This window comes from Pseudomonas sp. B7(2017), from assembly GCF_002112745.1.
Taxonomy (GTDB): Bacteria; Pseudomonadota; Gammaproteobacteria; order Pseudomonadales; family Pseudomonadaceae; genus Aquipseudomonas; species Aquipseudomonas ekonensis.
Window position 1 is genome coordinate 171580 of record NZ_NEIP01000003.1, and the last position, 15349, is coordinate 186928.

The 15349-nt window shown below is 65.1% G+C and carries 18 protein-coding genes; 11 read left to right on the forward strand and 7 right to left on the reverse strand.

What is annotated here, in order from left to right; genetic code table 11:
- Window positions 1-13 precede the first annotated feature (13 nt).
- Window positions 14-283, forward strand: coding sequence for a hypothetical protein (locus CAG29_RS07185; RefSeq protein ID WP_085634082.1), 270 nt, complete (start codon window positions 14-16; stop codon window positions 281-283).
- 120 nt (window positions 284-403) lie between these two features.
- Here the strand turns inward: CAG29_RS07185 and CAG29_RS07190 are convergent, their stop codons facing one another.
- From CAG29_RS07190 to CAG29_RS07200, 3 genes are all read right to left on the reverse strand, one after another.
- Complete coding sequence (locus CAG29_RS07190) at window positions 404-742, reverse strand: FKBP-type peptidyl-prolyl cis-trans isomerase (RefSeq protein ID WP_085583383.1); 339 nt, start codon at window positions 740-742, stop codon at window positions 404-406.
- A gap of 65 nt (window positions 743-807) precedes the next feature.
- Window positions 808-1332, reverse strand: a complete 525-nt coding sequence (locus CAG29_RS07195; RefSeq protein WP_085583381.1) for a hypothetical protein — start codon at window positions 1330-1332, stop codon at window positions 808-810.
- Window positions 1333-1366: 34 nt separating this feature from the next.
- Complete coding sequence (locus CAG29_RS07200; RefSeq protein WP_139831360.1) at window positions 1367-2086, reverse strand: hypothetical protein; 720 nt, start codon at window positions 2084-2086, stop codon at window positions 1367-1369.
- 160 nt (window positions 2087-2246) lie between these two features.
- On the opposite strand from CAG29_RS07200, the gene CAG29_RS07205 reads away from it, so the two are divergent.
- Entirely contained in the window at window positions 2247-3323 is a 1077-nt protein-coding gene (locus CAG29_RS07205; protein WP_085583377.1) for a sensor domain-containing diguanylate cyclase, read from the forward strand.
- Window positions 3324-3377: 54 nt separating this feature from the next.
- Here CAG29_RS07205 and CAG29_RS07210 read toward each other — a convergent pair whose 3' ends face one another.
- From CAG29_RS07210 to moaB, 3 genes are all read right to left on the reverse strand, one after another.
- Window positions 3378-3686, reverse strand: a complete 309-nt coding sequence (locus CAG29_RS07210; RefSeq protein WP_085694081.1) for an RcnB family protein — start codon at window positions 3684-3686, stop codon at window positions 3378-3380.
- A 240-nt stretch (window positions 3687-3926) separates the two neighbouring features.
- On the reverse strand, window positions 3927-5132 hold the full coding sequence (gene glp / locus CAG29_RS07215) for a gephyrin-like molybdotransferase Glp (protein ID WP_085694083.1): 1206 nt from the start codon (window positions 5130-5132) through the stop codon (window positions 3927-3929).
- Entirely contained in the window at window positions 5129-5668 is a 540-nt protein-coding gene (gene moaB / locus CAG29_RS07220) for a molybdenum cofactor biosynthesis protein B (RefSeq protein ID WP_085583371.1), read from the reverse strand. Before moaB ends, glp begins: the two co-directional genes overlap by 4 nt.
- A gap of 298 nt (window positions 5669-5966) precedes the next feature.
- On the opposite strand from moaB, the gene CAG29_RS07225 reads away from it, so the two are divergent.
- The 8 genes from CAG29_RS07225 (at window position 5967) to CAG29_RS07260 (ending at window position 13704) form a co-directional block, all read left to right on the forward strand.
- Window positions 5967-6866 (forward strand): LysR family transcriptional regulator, encoded by a 900-nt coding sequence (locus tag CAG29_RS07225; protein WP_085583369.1) that lies wholly within the window; start codon window positions 5967-5969, stop codon window positions 6864-6866.
- Window positions 6867-6998: 132 nt separating this feature from the next.
- Complete coding sequence (gene fdhD / locus CAG29_RS07230) at window positions 6999-7829, forward strand: formate dehydrogenase accessory sulfurtransferase FdhD (RefSeq protein ID WP_085583367.1); 831 nt, start codon at window positions 6999-7001, stop codon at window positions 7827-7829.
- Window positions 7826-8311 (forward strand): cyclic pyranopterin monophosphate synthase MoaC, encoded by a 486-nt coding sequence (gene moaC, locus CAG29_RS07235; RefSeq protein ID WP_085583365.1) that lies wholly within the window; start codon window positions 7826-7828, stop codon window positions 8309-8311. Before fdhD ends, moaC begins: the two co-directional genes overlap by 4 nt.
- Complete coding sequence (locus CAG29_RS07240) at window positions 8308-8559, forward strand: MoaD/ThiS family protein (RefSeq protein ID WP_085583364.1); 252 nt, start codon at window positions 8308-8310, stop codon at window positions 8557-8559. The genes moaC and CAG29_RS07240 overlap by 4 nt, the downstream gene beginning before the upstream one ends.
- 3 nt (window positions 8560-8562) lie before the next feature.
- Window positions 8563-9024, forward strand: coding sequence for a molybdopterin synthase catalytic subunit MoaE (gene moaE, locus CAG29_RS07245; protein ID WP_085583362.1), 462 nt, complete (start codon window positions 8563-8565; stop codon window positions 9022-9024).
- A gap of 179 nt (window positions 9025-9203) precedes the next feature.
- Complete coding sequence (gene chrA, locus CAG29_RS07250; protein ID WP_085694085.1) at window positions 9204-10550, forward strand: chromate efflux transporter; 1347 nt, start codon at window positions 9204-9206, stop codon at window positions 10548-10550.
- Window positions 10551-10975: 425 nt separating this feature from the next.
- Entirely contained in the window at window positions 10976-12340 is a 1365-nt protein-coding gene (locus CAG29_RS07255) for a glutamine synthetase family protein (RefSeq protein ID WP_085656580.1), read from the forward strand.
- A gap of 80 nt (window positions 12341-12420) precedes the next feature.
- Window positions 12421-13704, forward strand: coding sequence for an FAD-binding oxidoreductase (locus CAG29_RS07260; RefSeq protein WP_085583356.1), 1284 nt, complete (start codon window positions 12421-12423; stop codon window positions 13702-13704).
- A 114-nt stretch (window positions 13705-13818) separates the two neighbouring features.
- Here the strand turns inward: CAG29_RS07260 and CAG29_RS07265 are convergent, their stop codons facing one another.
- Window positions 13819-14604 carry a DeoR/GlpR family DNA-binding transcription regulator gene (locus CAG29_RS07265; protein ID WP_085583354.1) on the reverse strand — a complete coding sequence of 262 codons (786 nt, stop codon included), beginning with the start codon at window positions 14602-14604 and terminating at the stop codon, window positions 13819-13821.
- A gap of 207 nt (window positions 14605-14811) precedes the next feature.
- Here CAG29_RS07265 and CAG29_RS28120 point away from each other — a divergent pair, with 207 nt between their 5' ends.
- Window positions 14812-15162 (forward strand): hypothetical protein, encoded by a 351-nt coding sequence (locus tag CAG29_RS28120; RefSeq protein WP_139831479.1) that lies wholly within the window; start codon window positions 14812-14814, stop codon window positions 15160-15162.
- Window positions 15163-15349: the final 187 nt, after the last annotated feature.

A 15349-nucleotide genomic window follows, 5' to 3' on the forward strand; every position in this document is an offset into this window, starting at 1 on the left:
GGGAGAACCGACCATGCCTCATCAACCAGATGCACACGTCGTCGCGGCCCTGATGTCCATCGGCCTCAACGAGCGGGATCACCGCTGGGCCCAAAGAACCTGCCTGGCGCTCTACGAAAGTGAAAGGGAATCGGTGGTGGCGTCCGCCGTGCAGGCACTCGGACAGCTCGATGCGCTGGATCCGGAACAACTGTTGCCCACGCTCGAACGGCTGAAACGCCGGTTCCCGTCATGGGAAACCTCAGCGTTCCACCGGCTGGAAGCAAAGGCGATGGCCGCCTGAAAGACCGCGTCTTCGTTCATCGCGAGCAGGCTCGCTCCCACAGGGTGACTGCACTCCTCTGTGGGAGCGAGCCTGCTCGCGATGACGTCGGCCCACCGACCGCCAAACATGAGCCCTGGCTCAATCCTCCCGCGTCAACACCTCCAGCAACTCAATCTCAAACACCAGGTTCGAGTTCGGCGGGATCTTGCCCATCGTGCGCTCGCCGTACCCCAGGTGCGCCGGCACCAGCAGTTTGCGCTTGCCGCCCACTTGCATGCCCATCAGGCCTTGGTCCCAGCCCTTGATCACCCGACCGGTGCCGATCACGCACTGGAACGGCTTGCCCCGGCTCCAGGACGAGTCGAACTCGGTGCCGTCCTCCAGCCAGCCGGTGTATTGGGTGGTGATCAATGCGCCTTTGACGGCGGCCTTGCCTTCGCCCACCTGCAGATCGATAACTTGAAGCTGTTCGTTCATGGCAGTGCTTTATTCCGAGTATTGAGCGGAGGCTTTTCTCAGAAAAACACTCGCTCGGCAACTCATTACATGGCCCCGGCGTCCGGATGGCCCTGCTTCCAGGCCATGCTTTTGTCCTGCTTGTCTTTGGCATCCACGGCGAAGTCCTTGTCGAAAATCGCCTCTGTCACGATTGAAGTGTTGGCACTGCGCTTCTTGTCGGCGACCACGCCAATCTGACTGCCTATTGTGAACTCAGTAAAACGCGACGGGGGAATGCCATGCAGATCCAGGAGTTTGACGGTATCGCCTTCACGCACTTCGATCTGTTTTTTCTTCGCATCGACGCTGACGACTTCAAGGGGGGAAATCGTTATCAGCGTCGGATCCCACGCATAAATGCCGCCGCTGCCTACGCACGTCTGGCTGGTGGGCTGTATCTCACCGTCCGCCAGACGATGAGGCTCTTTGTTGCAGTCGACGAAAATGCCTGACTGGTCGGATGTCGCCAGCCCCAGGTACTTTTCACCGGTGGGCAACTTCAAGATCTGTTCGCCCTGGGCGCCATAGGCCAGCAACGTCAACATCAGCGTGATCACGTGTTTATTCATCGCACACCTGCCATCGATCCAATCAGTGTTGCCGTCACGGAAGCCAGTCGAAGCGCTTCCGGGCGATCCGTGTGCCGTCAGGTATTTCATATCCGATGTAGGACACTTGTTTCTTGGGTATCTGGTAAACATTGCCGAACGAGTCATAACGCTGCGGTTGGCTGTTTGTCCTCATCAGCACTTTCTGCACCAGCACGTAATACGTCGTGTCGGTTTCGATGAGCAGTACGGCTTCCGTCGCGCTGTCTTTTGTCTGTAGAGGCTGCCCAAGCACCGCAGGGAAAACCTTCGCGTACTTTTCCTCGAAATGCAGTTGAACGGGGCGCAGCACACCGCCGTCCCGCACCTGCTGCGCCTGCAAGGTGCCGAAATACTCGGCCAGACTGGCTGTGCCCCATAAGCCGCCGACCAGAAACAGCACAAACAGCACTTTATGAATGAAATGCCAGAACGGTTTCTGATCAAGCGCCCAGGCACTGTTCAGCCCGACGTAAACAATGGCTCCCACCGCCAGAATGATCGGAACCCACACGCCGAACAGCTTCGCGGCCGTCCAAGCGAACGCAAGATAAAAATAAATGGAGATGTCCAGCGAGATCAGGGAAATGCCGAACGTCTTGAAGTAATAAAACAGATGCAGCCAGGAATAGAAAAACAGATAGGCGCCAAACAAGAGGGTCGGCCCGCCGAAGTGAGTGGACAACGGCGAACCGTCTGCCGAAGGCACTCCCGCTGTCGTGCTTGGCTGAGTCACACCGATAGTCTCCCTGCCAAAGGCCTGTGGCCGCGTTCATTGCATAACCGACAAGTCTAGTGCCGATCAGGAAGAATGCGATGCATCCCAATTGTCGTGTGATTTAAGATAGCCACCCGCCATCACTCTCGGACCGATACGCCATGACGGCAGCGCTTGAATGACTCAATTCTGGATCAGCCTGGCCCTCGGCACCGTCATGCTGGCTGTGATCATTGTCTTGATCCGGCGCGAGCGAGCCTTGCGCCGGCAGCTCGCCGAGTACCGCGAACTGCTGACCCGCGCCGCCGAGGGCCCGCACATCCGGCAGGACGGCGACGCCGAGCGTTTCAAGCGCAGTCAGTATTTTGCCCGGATCGGCACCTGGGATTGGGAGGTCGACACGGACCGGTTGTATTGGTCGGACGCGATCTTCGGCATGTTCGGGTTCAAGATCGGTGAAGTGACGCCCTCCTACGCGCTGTTCTGCTCCTGCGTGCATCCGGACGACCGCGCCAAGGTGCGGGCCGGCGAGCTGCGGTGCCTGGAGACCGGCGAGAACCACGACGAGGAATACCGTGTGGTCTGGCCCGACGGCACCATCCGCTGGCTGCGGGAAACCGGCAACGTGGTGAAGAACGACCACGACACGATGATCAAGATGATGGGCGTGGTGCGCGACATCACCGAGGAGAAGGCCTCGGCCAGTTACCTTCAGCACCTGGCCCACTTCGACCCGCTGACGGGCCTGCCCAATCGCCTGGTGCTGGAGGAACGCCTGTCTCAGGCGCTGGAGCAGGCGCGGCTCACCGCGACCCGTGTGGCCCTGGTGTTCGTGGACCTCAACGGCTTCAAGGCAATCAACGACCGTTACGGCCACGCCGCCGGCGACCGCGTGCTGATCACCACCGCCACCCGCCTCAAGCGCATCCTGCGCGCCAGCGACACCGTCGCGCGGATCGGCGGCGACGAGTTCGTGGTCATCCTCCAGGGCCTGGCGCCGGGCCTGAACCTGCCGGACGAAGCCCGCCGCATCTGCCAGAAGATCTTCGTCGAACTGTCCCCGCCGATCACCATCGGCAACGACCAGCGCCACATCGGCAGCAGCCTGGGGGTCGCGGTGTTTCCCGACCATGCGCCGACCATGGATCGCCTGCTGCACATCGCTGACCTCGCGATGTACGAGGCCAAGCGCAGCGGGAACAATCAGTATCGGTTGGGGGGCGGTCAGGTGTTGAGCGGCACTCGCGTCGAGTGACGCTCAGGATTTGGGTGTGCAATCAGTCTTCCCTGACCAAGTGCGGCCACAGGCTCAACGCACCACCGGCTGAATCTCAACAATGGTCCCGTTGGTGATCATCACCATCACGTATTTGTCGTCGATCTGTACCCATTGCGCCTGTGGCTCGGGATCCCTGAGGCCTTTGCGGCGCCAGTCGGTGATTGCCTTTTCGTTGCGTTGGTAGAGGTCCGGAGCGCGGTCGTTGACCTTCAAGGCGCGGTTGCCGGTCGGGGACTGCACGCTCGGGGCGCTGGAGGTCTCGGCCGCTTGCAGGGGTGTTCCGGTGGCGGCGAGGCCGGCGGCCAGGGCCAGGGTGGCGATCAGGGTTTTGCTGTTCATCGGTGAAGCTCCTGGGTAGGCGGATACCTGAACTCCGACTGTGGAGCGCCGGAATCATTCCTTGCGGATTGCGAATGGCTGGACAGTGTAGTCGCCGACACGGCCGCCATGCCTTGCAGGGCCAGCGCCCACAGGATCCTTGCTCAATCCGTGAACGACACAAACCTGTGGGAGCCCGCCTGCTGGCGATGGCGCCCGTCGAGGCGCCGCGCAGGGTTCAGCGTTCAACCCGCACAGGGCTCAGAACAGTTCGCTGAAGGGAATGAAACGCAACGGGTCGCCCGCACGGTGGGTCGTATGCTCGGGGATCTCCGCCAGGCCGTCCGCCCAGGTCGCGCCCAGCAGCACGCCGGAGCTCTGGTTCGGGTACAGCACCGCCCGTCCCGCCTCCAGCCGCACCCGCAGGTACTCGCGGCGACTGCCGGGCTTGGGCCAGTCGAAGCCGGCGGCCACCGTGACGCTCAGCGGCATCACCTCTTCCACGCCCTGGATGCGCAGCAGATACGGCCGCGCCAGCAAGCCGAACGTCACCAGCGCCGACGTCGGATTGCCCGGCAGGCCGATCACCGGCACGGCGCCGAAGCGGCCCACCGTCAGCGGCTTGCCGGGTTTGATCGCCAACTTCCACAGCAGCGGTTTGCCGTCGTCGCGCAGCACCTGGCCGAGGCAGTCGGCATCCCCCGCCGACACGCCGCCGGTGGTGAGGATCAGGTCCGCGGCCACCTGCAACTGCTCAAGCTTGAGCCGTGTCTGCGCCGGACGGTCCGGCAGGATGCCGGCGTCGATCACCTCGCAGCCCAGCTCGCCCAACCAATGGCTGAGCAGCGTGCGGTTGCTGTTGTAGATGCTGCCGGGGCGCAGCGGTTGGCCGGGCTCGACCAGTTCATCACCGGTGGACAGCAACGCCACCCGCGGGCGGCGCACCACCGGCAGGTGCGTCAGGCCTTGCCCCGCCGCCACCGCCAACTCGAACGGCCCCAGGCGTTTGCCCGCGCGCAGCAGCACATCGCCGGCCCGGTTTTCCTGGCCTTGGGGGCGGATGTTCTGGCCGGCCTTCAGCGGTTGCAGAAAACGCACCCGGCCGTCCTCCAGCACTTCGGTGTTCTCTTGCATCTCCACGCAGTCGGCCCCCGGCGGCACCGGCGCGCCGGTGAAGATCCGCGCGCAGGTGCCGGGCAGCAGCGCATCCGGCGCCAGACCGGCATAGACCCGCTGGGACACGGCCAGTGGCTGGCGGTGCAGGTCGGCCAAGCTCAAGGCGTAGCCGTCCATGGCGCTGTTCGGCCAGGGCGGCAGATCCAGGGTCGCCACCAGGTCGCTGGCCAGCACCCGTCCCCTCGCCTCGTCGAGCGGCACCGGTTCGCTGTCCGGCAGACGTTGCGCGTCGGCCATCGCCAACAATTGGTCGAGGGCTTCCTCGACCGGCATCAACGGCGCGCGGCTCATCCGCGCGGCCCGCAGGCCTGCACCGGCTTGAGGTGCGGGACGAAATTGCACGGGCGGTGACGGTTGTCCAACTGCTCGGCCAGGATGCCTTCCCACGCGGTGCGGCAGGCGCCGGTCGAGCCCGGCAGGCAGCACACCAGGGTGCCGTTGGACAGCCCGGCCAGCGCACGGCTCTGCACGGTGGAGGTGCCGATGTCGAGAATCGAGATGGCGCGGAACAGCTCGCCGAAGCCGTCGATCTGCTTGTCCAGCAGGCAGGCCACCGCTTCCGGCGTGCTGTCGCGGCCGGTGAACCCGGTGCCGCCGGTGATCAGCACCACCTGGATGCCGTCGTCGGCGATCCAGTTCGCCACCTGGGCGCGGATCTTGTACAGGTCATCCTTGAGCAGGTTGCGCTCGCTGAGGGTGTGGCCGGCCTCCAACAGACGGCTGACCAGCAACTGGCCGGACGTGTCGCTGGCGTAGTCGCGGGTATCGCTGACCGTCAGCACGGCAATATTCAGGGGAACGAACAGGGCATCCGATTTGGCACTCACGGGAATTCTCCGGCAGTTATCGATTCAACTGAACCAGAGCCTAAGTGCCACTTATGAGGAGTGTCTAATCACTCTAACCAACCGCTCTATCGACCCGCTCTATCGACCGTTTCCGGCCTGTTGCGACCCTCGTCCGCCCCCCTGGGAACGGGCCCGATAGAGACCGTCGATAGGCCGTTAAAAACCTCCGATTGGACGCACGGCGCGACGGATGGGATCGTGGCGCCCTGCGCGCCCCGTGCGCCCTGCGCAACTGCGTCAATACTCATACCCACTTTCCCATCGAGCAGGTGCCGTCATGGACATCAAACAACTCAAGTTCCTGATCGCGCTGGACGAGACCCGCCACTTCGGCCAGGCCGCCGCCCGCTGCCACATCACCCAGCCGACCCTGTCGATGCGCCTGCGCAACCTGGAAGATGAACTGGACCTGGTGCTGGTCAACCGCGGCCAGCGCTTCGAAGGCTTCACCCAGGCCGGCGAACGGGTGCTGGCCTGGGCCCGTACGCTGCTGGCCGCCCACGACGGGCTGTTCGCCGAGGCCGCCGCGTGCCGGGGGCAACTGGTGGGCAGCCTGCGCCTGGGCCTGGTGCCGCTGAGCAACTTCAACCCGGTCAATTACATCCAGGGCCTGTCGGGCACGTTCCCGGAGCTGAAGTACAGCCTGACGTCGATGAGCTCGGACGAAATCATCGAGAACCTGGGCAACAACCAGCTGGACCTTGGGGTGTGCTACCTGGATCACGTCAACCCGAACTATTTCGAGTTCTTCGAGATCGGCGAGACCCGCGTCGGCCTGCTCTACGACACCCGCCACTTCCACTTCGACGGCCCGGAAATGAGCTGGGAGGACGCCGCCGAACTGCCGCTGGGCATGATCACCACCGGCATGCACTACCGCAAATCCATCGACCTGAGCTTCCGCAGCCGCGGGCTCAACCCGCAGCCGATCATGGAAAGCGATTCGACCTATCAGCTGCTGCAGGCGATCCACCAGGGCTTCTGCTGCTCGATCATGCCGCTGGACAGCGGGCTGGAAGAGCCCATCGAACACCTGGCCTTCATCAACCTGCCGGACGCCAGCGTGCTGGCCCCGCTGGGGCTGGTGATGCGCAAGACCGAGCCGCGTTCGGCCATCGCCGAGAAGTGCTTCGCCGAGGCGCGGCGGATGTTCGGGATTCAAGCGCCCGGGGTTTGAGAAGCTGATCCTGAAACCACCTGCTGTCCACCATCATCGACCAATCCAATCACCGCATCGGAACAAGCGATTGGACGCACTTCGAGGACCTCCGTAGCCTGATCCCCATTCAGCGCTGCGAGGCTTTTTCCGATGGTGTGCCCGATTGAACCGACCGCAAACGACAGCGCCACCGACGCCCCGGCGCCGGTGGCCTACCGTGAATACCTGGACGATGCCCCGGTGTCCCACGCCGCCCTGGCGGCGGAGATCGCCCTGGCCATCACCTACAACGGCCTGAGCCAGGCGGTGATGATGGTCTCGCCGGGCGACGTCGAGGATTTCATCCGCGGCTTCAGCCTGAGCAACGGGATCATCGACAGCCCCGACGAAATCTACGACATCCGCCTGACCCGGTTCGACCAGGCCTGCCAGGCCGACGTGCAGATCTCCAGCCGCGCGTTCTGGGCGCTCAAAGATCACCGCCGGCAGATGGCCGGCACCAGCGGCTGCGGCCTGTGCGGCGTCGAGGCGCTGGAGCAGGCGTTGCCGCAACTGGAGATCCTGCCGCCGGCCCCGTTGCCGCCGGCCGCGCACCTGGCCGGCATCCGCCAGCGCATCGAACAGGCCCAGCCGATGGCCCGCAGCAGCGGCGCCCTGCACGCGGCGCTGTACTTCGGCGCCGAGGGCGAACCCTTGCTGTGCCGCGAAGACATCGGCCGCCACAACGCCCTCGACAAGCTGATCGGCGCGATGCGCTTCGCCGGCCTCGACCCTCGCCAGGGCTTCGTCGCGGTCACCAGCCGCTGCAGCCTGGAGCTGATCCACAAGGCCGTGCGTGCCCGCCTCGGCACGCTGGTCAGCCTCTCGGCACCCACCGCGCTGACTGTGCGCTGGGCGCGCCGGCACCGGCTCAACCTGATCCACATCCCCCACCGCAGCGCCCCGAGAATCTACAGCCCGATCCAGGAGCAACCCGAATGAGCGACACCCTCACCCACCTCGACGACCAGGGCCGGGCCAACATGGTCGATGTCACCGACAAGGCGCCGACCCGGCGTGAAGCCAGCGCCCAGGCCTGGGTGCACATGCGCCCTGAGACCCTGCGGATGATCCAGGCCAACGGCCACCCCAAGGGCGACGTGTTCGCCGTGGCGCGGATCGCCGGGATCCAGGCAGCCAAGCGCACCCACGAGCTGATCCCGCTGTGCCATGCGCTGCTGCTCAGTTCCATTCACGTCGAACTCAAGGCCTGCGAGCCGGACCGGGTGCAGATCGTCGCCACCTGCCGCCTCACCGGCCAGACCGGCGTCGAGCTCGAAGCGCTGACCGCCGCCAGCGTCGCCGCGCTGACGATCTACGACATGTGCAAGGCAGTGGACCGGGCGATGGTCATCGGCGACATCCGCCTTCTGAGCAAACAGGGCGGCCGCTCCGGCCACTTTCAATGGGAGACCCCGCAATGATCCTGATCAACTACTTCGCCAGCTACCGCGACCGCCTCAACCTGGGCGGCGAAAAGATCCCCGCCAGCGACGCATTGGCCTGCGTCGAGGACGTGCGGCAGATGCTCATGGCCCGCGGCGAGCTGTGGCGCGAGGTGCTCGGCGCCGGCAACCTGATGTGCGCGGTGAACCAGGAGCTATGCCAGACCGACCAGGCGATCGAGGACTTCGACGAGATCGCGTTCTTTCCGCCGGTCACGGGAGGCTGAGGCATGGGGGTTCGAGTCCAGCGCAAAAGCTTCGATGCCGGCCAGTTGATCGCCGACCTGCACGCCCGGAATCCGCGGGTGGGCGCAGTGGTGAACTTCATCGGCTACGTGCGTGACCTGAACGTCGGCCAGCCGGTGAGCGAGCTGTTTCTGGAGCACTATCCGGGCATGACCGAGAAGTCCCTGGCGCAGATCGCCGAACAGGCCCGCGAGCGCTGGCCGCTGCTGGCGGTGGAGATCGTGCACCGGGTGGGCGCGCTGACGGTGACCGAGCCGATCGTGTTCGTCGGCGTCAGCAGCAAGCACCGGCATGCAGCGTTCGAGGCCTGCGCGTTCATCATGGACGTGCTCAAGACCCGCGCGCCATTCTGGAAACGGGAGACCACGCCGGCCGGCGCGCATTGGGTCGAGGCCCGGGAGAGCGATCAGTCCGCCGCGTTCCGCTGGAGCCTGGCCCACGCTTGAGTTCGGCATCAGGACTGGATCGGCGGAATGTGCCTCGTGGCGAGGGAGCAAACGCCCTCACCACACATGCAGGCCCTTCCCATTCCCACTGAAAAAGCGCAGCGCCCGCTCACGCACTCCCTCGCTTCACAAAAGCCTGATTAGATAGGCGCTCCAAACACCTCGTCCAGGAGCCGCCGGTGAGCGACACGCCCCCCAAGGATCTGCCCAAACCCGACCCCGTCAGCCTGCGCCAGGCCTGGCGCTTCTGGCTCAAGCTGGGCTGCATCGGTTTCGGCGGCCCGGCCGGGCAGATCGCGATCATGCATCAGGAACTGGTGGAGCGCCGGCGCTGGATCTCCGAGAAGCGTTTTCTGCACGCGCTCAACTACTGCATGCTGCTGCCCGGCCCCGAGGCCCAGCAACTGGCGACGTACATCGGCTGGCTGCTGCACCGCACCTGGGGCGGCGTGGTGGCCGGGGCGCTGTTCGTGCTGCCGTCGCTGTTCCTCCTGATCGGTCTGTCGTGGGTGTACATCGCCTTCGGTGACGTGCCGGCGGTGGCCGGGGTGTTTTACGGGATCAAGCCGGCGGTCACTGCCATCGTCCTGCACGCGGCCCACCGCATCGGCTCTCGGGCCCTGAAGAACGCCTGGCTGTGGGCGATCGCCGCAGCCGCCTTCGTGGCGATCTTCGCCTTCAACGTGCCCTTTCCGCTGATCGTGCTGGGCGCCGCGCTGATCGGCTACGTCGGCGGCCGCTGGGCGCCGCAACGGTTCACGGCCGGCGGCCATCGCAGCGGTGAGAAATCCTACGGTCCGGCCCTGATCGATGACGACACCCCGCCGCCCGAGCATGCCCGATTCAATCCGGGGAAACTGCTGCGCCTGGCGTTGGCCGGCGCCGCGCTGTGGTGCCTGCCGATGGCGCTGCTGACCGCGCTGTTCGGCTGGCACGGTACGTTCACGCAGATGGGCTGGTTCTTCACCAAGGCGGCGCTGCTCACATTCGGCGGCGCCTATGCGGTGTTGCCTTACGTGTATCAGGGAGCGGTCGGCCACTACGGCTGGCTGACGCCCGCGCAGATGATCGACGGCCTGGCGTTGGGCGAGACCACGCCGGGGCCGCTGATCATGGTGGTGGCGTTCGTCGGCTTCGTCGGTGGCTACGTGCAGCCGGCCTTCGGCCCGGAACACGCGTTCGCCGCCGGGGCGCTCGCCGCCGCGCTGGTGACCTGGTTCACCTTCCTGCCTTCGTTCCTGTTCATCCTGGCGGGCGGGCCGCTGGTGGAGTCGACCCACAACGAACTGAAGTTCACCGCGCCGCTCACTGCGATCACGGCGGCGGTGGTCGGGGTGATCCTCAACCTGGCGTGCTTCTTCGCCTGGCATGTGTTCTGGCCCCAGGGGCTCGCCGGCCGGCCCGATGTCTTTTCGGTGCTGCTGGCTCTGGCGGCGGCCATCGCGCTGTTCTTTTTCAAGCGCGGCGTGATCGAGGTGTTGATCGTTTGCGCCCTAACGGGGCTGGGGGGCTACCTGCTGCGTTGACCCGCCGTCAGCGACGGATGCGGCGGAATCAGGCGTTTACTTGTGCGCGGATTCCCCCTTACTATCCAGCCACACCGGCCTGGCGGGGCACTCCCGCCGCCGACGTTTTCCGCCAACGGAAACACGCGTCATGAGCACGTCACCCCAACAACGACAAACGTTGAACGTCTCTTCTGCGTGCGCCCTCCCTCACCGGGGGTGCGCATGAACCGCATCGTCAATCTCCCCATGGCCCTGAGCCGCTCCAAGCTGCGTCACTCCGCACGCCCGCCGGATATCGCCCTGCCCGTCTGATCGCGTCCGTCCGGACCGCGACAGCCCTCCCCTTGCCATCCGATATCCCTGCCGGAACGCCCGGGCCTTGGCCCGTTGCCGCGTCCGGCCCGAACCTGCGCGCCTGTGCGGCGCCACCGTGAGTGATTGACATGAAATTCGCAGCCATTGAAGACGCCCGTACCTTTCTGGAGCAGAACCCCGACATCGACATGTTCGAGCTGTTCATCCTCGACGCCAACGGCGTGCCGCGCGGCAAGCTGCTGCACCGCGAAGAACTGCTCGCCGTGTACGAAAGCGGCCGCCCCCTGCCCAGCACCATCCTCGGCCTGACCGTGCACGGCGAGGACGTGGAAAACTCAGGCCTGGTGTGGGACGTCGGCGACATCGACTGCCGCGCCTACCCGCTGCCGGGCAGCCTGGTGCGCCTGCCGTGGCGGCAGATCCCGACCGCCGCCGTGCAGGTCAGCATGCACCCGCAGCAAGGCATGCCGGCCAGCATCGCCGACCCGCGCCACCTGCTGATCAAGGTCATCGAACGCCTGAAGGCCGAGGGTTTCCACCCGGTGATGGCGTGCGAGCTGGAGTTCTACCTGCTCGACGCCCGGCGCGACGGCAACGGCCGGCCGCAACCGGCGCTGGACGCCGACGGCGGCCGACCGCGGCACACACAGGTGTACGGCCTGCGTGAATTGGAGCAGATCGAGCCGTTCCTCGCCGACCTGTACAGCGCCTGCAAGCTGCACGGCATTCCGGCCCGCACGGCAATCTCGGAATACGCGCCGGGCCAGGTGGAAATCACCCTTGAACACGGCGATGCGCTGGAGGCGATGGACCAGGCCGTGCGCTACAAGCGGCTGGTCAAGGCCGTGGCGCACAAGCACGGCATGCAGGCGACGTTCATGGCCAAGCCGTTCGACCACCTGGCGGGCACCGGCATGCACATGCACGTCAGCCTGGCGGACGCTGAGGGGCGCAACCTGTTCGCCTCGGAGGATCCTGCCGGCACGCCGCTGCTGCGCACGGCCATCGGCGGCATGCTCGCCTCGCTGCTCGATTCGCTGCTGCTGTTTTGCCCCAACGCCAACTCCTACCGGCGCTTCCAGGCCAACAGCTATGCGCCGCTGGCGCCGACCTGGGGCGTGGACAACCGCACCGTCAGCCTGCGCGTGCCGGGCGGGCCGGCCCCTACCCGGCATGTCGAACACCGCATCTGCGGCGCCGACGCCAACCCCTATCTGGCGGCCGCGGCGATCCTCGCCGGCATCCACCGCGGCATCAAGGACAACCTCGACCCGGGCGAACCGGTGCAAGGCAACGGCTATGCCCAGGCCAAGGAGCTGCTGCCGACCGACTGGCTGACCTCGCTCACCGCCCTGCAGAACTCGGCCTGGGCCCGGGATGCGCTGGGGCAGGATTTCCTCGGGGTGTACCTGGCGGTGAAACGCGCGGAGTACCGGCAGTTCATGGCGGAGGTGGGTGAGCAGGATTGGCGCTGGTACCTGACCGAGGCCTGAACCCCGCTGCTGAATCCCCCTGTGGGAGCCTCCGCTCCCACAGGGGCTGCAACCGACTTGAATTCCGTGTGGACACTGTCATGACCGAACGCTGCAATTCCTACTACACCGCCACCCTCGACCGCGACACCGACTACCCCACTTTGCAGGGGCGGCACAGCGTCGACGTGGTCATCATCGGCGGCGGCTTCACCGGCGTCGCCACCGCCGTGGAACTGGCCGAAAAGGGCCTGAAAGTCGCCATCGTCGAAAGCCACAAGATCGGCTGGGGCGCCACCGGGCGCAACGGCGGCCAGGTCACCGGCAGCCTCTCCGGCGACGGCGCGATGCGCAAACAGATGCGCCGCACCCTGGGCGACGACGTGGACGATTTCATCTGGCACCTGCGCTGGCGCGGGCACGAGATCATCAAGAACCGGGTGGCGAAATACGCCATCGCCTGCGACCTCAAGCACGGCCATCTGCACGCCGCCTACAAGCCGGCCCACCTGGACGGCCTGCGCAGCGACTACGAAGAGGCCGTGCGCCGGGGCATGGGCGATGACGTCAGCCTGCTCGACCGCAGCCAGGTGCGCGACCTGCTGCAAAGCGACCTCTACCACGGCGCCATCAAGAACACCCGCAACCTGCACCTGCACCCGCTCAACCTGTGCATCGGCGAGGCGCGTGCCGCCGAAAGCCTGGGCGCGCTGATCTTCGAGCACAGCGAAGTGCTGGAGATCCTCCACGGCGACAGGCCCGGCGTCAGAACCGCCCACGGCCAGATCGACGCCAGCCAGGTGCTGCTGGCCGGCGACGTCTACCACAAGCTCGAACCGGGGCAGCTCAAGGGCAAGATCTTCCCGGCCATGGGCGGCATCGTCACCACCGAGCCCCTGGGCGACCTGGCCCGGCAGATCAACCCCGAGGACCTGGCGGTGTACGACTGCCGCTTCGTCCTCGACTACTACCGCCTCACCGCCGACGGCCGCCTGCTCTTCGGCGGCGGCGCCAACTACAGCGGCAAGGACTCGCGGGACATCGCCGGCGAACTGCGCCCGTGCATCGAACAGACCTTCCCCGCGCTCAAGGGCGTGAGGATCGACTACCAGTGGAGCTGCGCGATGGGCATCGTCATCAACCGCATCCCGCAGTTGGGCAAGCTGTCGGACAACGTCTGGTATTGCCAAGGCTATTCCGGCCACGGCATCGCGACCACGCACATCATGGGCGAGATCATGGGCCGGGCGATCACCGGGCAGATGACGCAGTTCGACACGTTCGCCGCCTGCTCGCACATTCGCGTGCCGATGGGGGATCTGCTGGGCAATCCGATGCTGGCGGCGGGGATGTGGTACTACCAGATGCTGGAAAAACTGCGCTGACCCCATAGGCCCAATCCCCAGCAGGCTGGCTCCCACAGTGAATGTGCGGCGAACACAAAACCTGTGGGAGCCAGCCTGCTGGCGATGGGGCACCCACCCCCCAACCGCAACACCTCAGTCAGGCAACTGCTCCACCGCAATCCCCAACCGCCGGTAATCCTCCACGCTGCCCGACGCCACATGCCGCTCGGTGATCAACGTGTGCAGCCGCTCGCAGGGCGCCACCACGAACGGCTCCACCGCACCGAGCTTGTCCGCCGTGGTCACGGCGATCACCTGCGCCGCGCTGTCGAGCAACGCCTGCTTCACCGGCACTTCATCAAAGTGCAGCGAGGTGATCCCCACCTGCGGATGAATCGCGCACACCCCGGTGAACGCCAGGTCCGCCTTGATCGAACCGATCAGGCGCAACGCCTCCTGGCCGCCGGCGGACAAGGTCTTCGGGTTGAGTTGCCCGCCCGCCAGAATCACCTTCACCCCTTGGTATTCGGACAGCGCGACCGCCGTCATCGGTGCAGCGGTCACCGCGGTGATGCGGATGTCCGCCGGCAGCGAACGCGCCACCTGCAGGGTGGTCGAGCCGGAATCGAACATGACGATTTGCCCGTCGCGCACCTTCTGCGCGGCGTATTTGGCCAGTCGGACCTTCACCTCGTCGATCTCGTCCAGGCGGGTGAGGAAATCCTTGCCGGTGTCTTTCGGCCGGGGCAGCGCCCCGCCGTGCACCCGCTGCACCAACCCGGCGCTGTCGAGCTCGGCCAGGTCGCGGCGGATGGTGTCTTCGGATACCGCGAAGTGCTGGCTCAGCTCGGAGGCCATGACCTTGCCGTCACGTTCGAGGATCAAGAGGATTTTCTGGCGGCGCAGGGACGGGAGTTCGGCGGCGGAATGGTCGTGCATGGTTTTGCCTGATTTTGCGTTTTCTTGCAAGATTAGCCGCCACAAGGCAGAAGCACAATGACCTACGCATCACCGGCTACCGCGTTAGCGCAAGGAATGCTAACGACCTGTCAAACCTGACAGGTCAAAGAACGCCGCTACCGACTTAACATGCCCTGACATAAGCACCTGGCAGCCATTGCCTGCCGATTACATGAGGAGAAACTCATGCCTGGGCTCAACAAGACATTAGCCGCCGTGTTTCTTGTCGGGGTCGTGTCGGCAAACGCAACTCTGACACGAGCCGATGTATGTGAAGATGCCTGGAAAACCTCATCAGCCAGCAAGACCTGTGACCTGAAGAGGATGATCATGCAACTTCCGGAAAGCTCGTTCGACGAAGACCGCTTCTGCCTGGTCGAGGCTTCTTGCCTGACCGGAGACACCCGTCAGGAAAATCCCGGAGCTTTTGCGACGCGTCAGATCTACGTCCGCAGTGACTACACCGCCAGACCCTACTTGCAGCAAGTTCCGAACCTGGTGAATTGCAAAGGCGTGCTGAAACTCAATCGGTGCTGAATGTGCAGGTGCCGACCGGGCGGCGTTATCAATGACTTCGATCATTGGAATCACGCATCCGAATTTTTTCTTTTGCGCAGGCCTAGGCACAATGGCGCCGTCAAAAAACGCTTAGGATTAGCCCGCCATGAACCTCAATTTCGCTTTCGCCTGCATGATCGTCGTGTCGTTCGCCATCGCCCTCGGC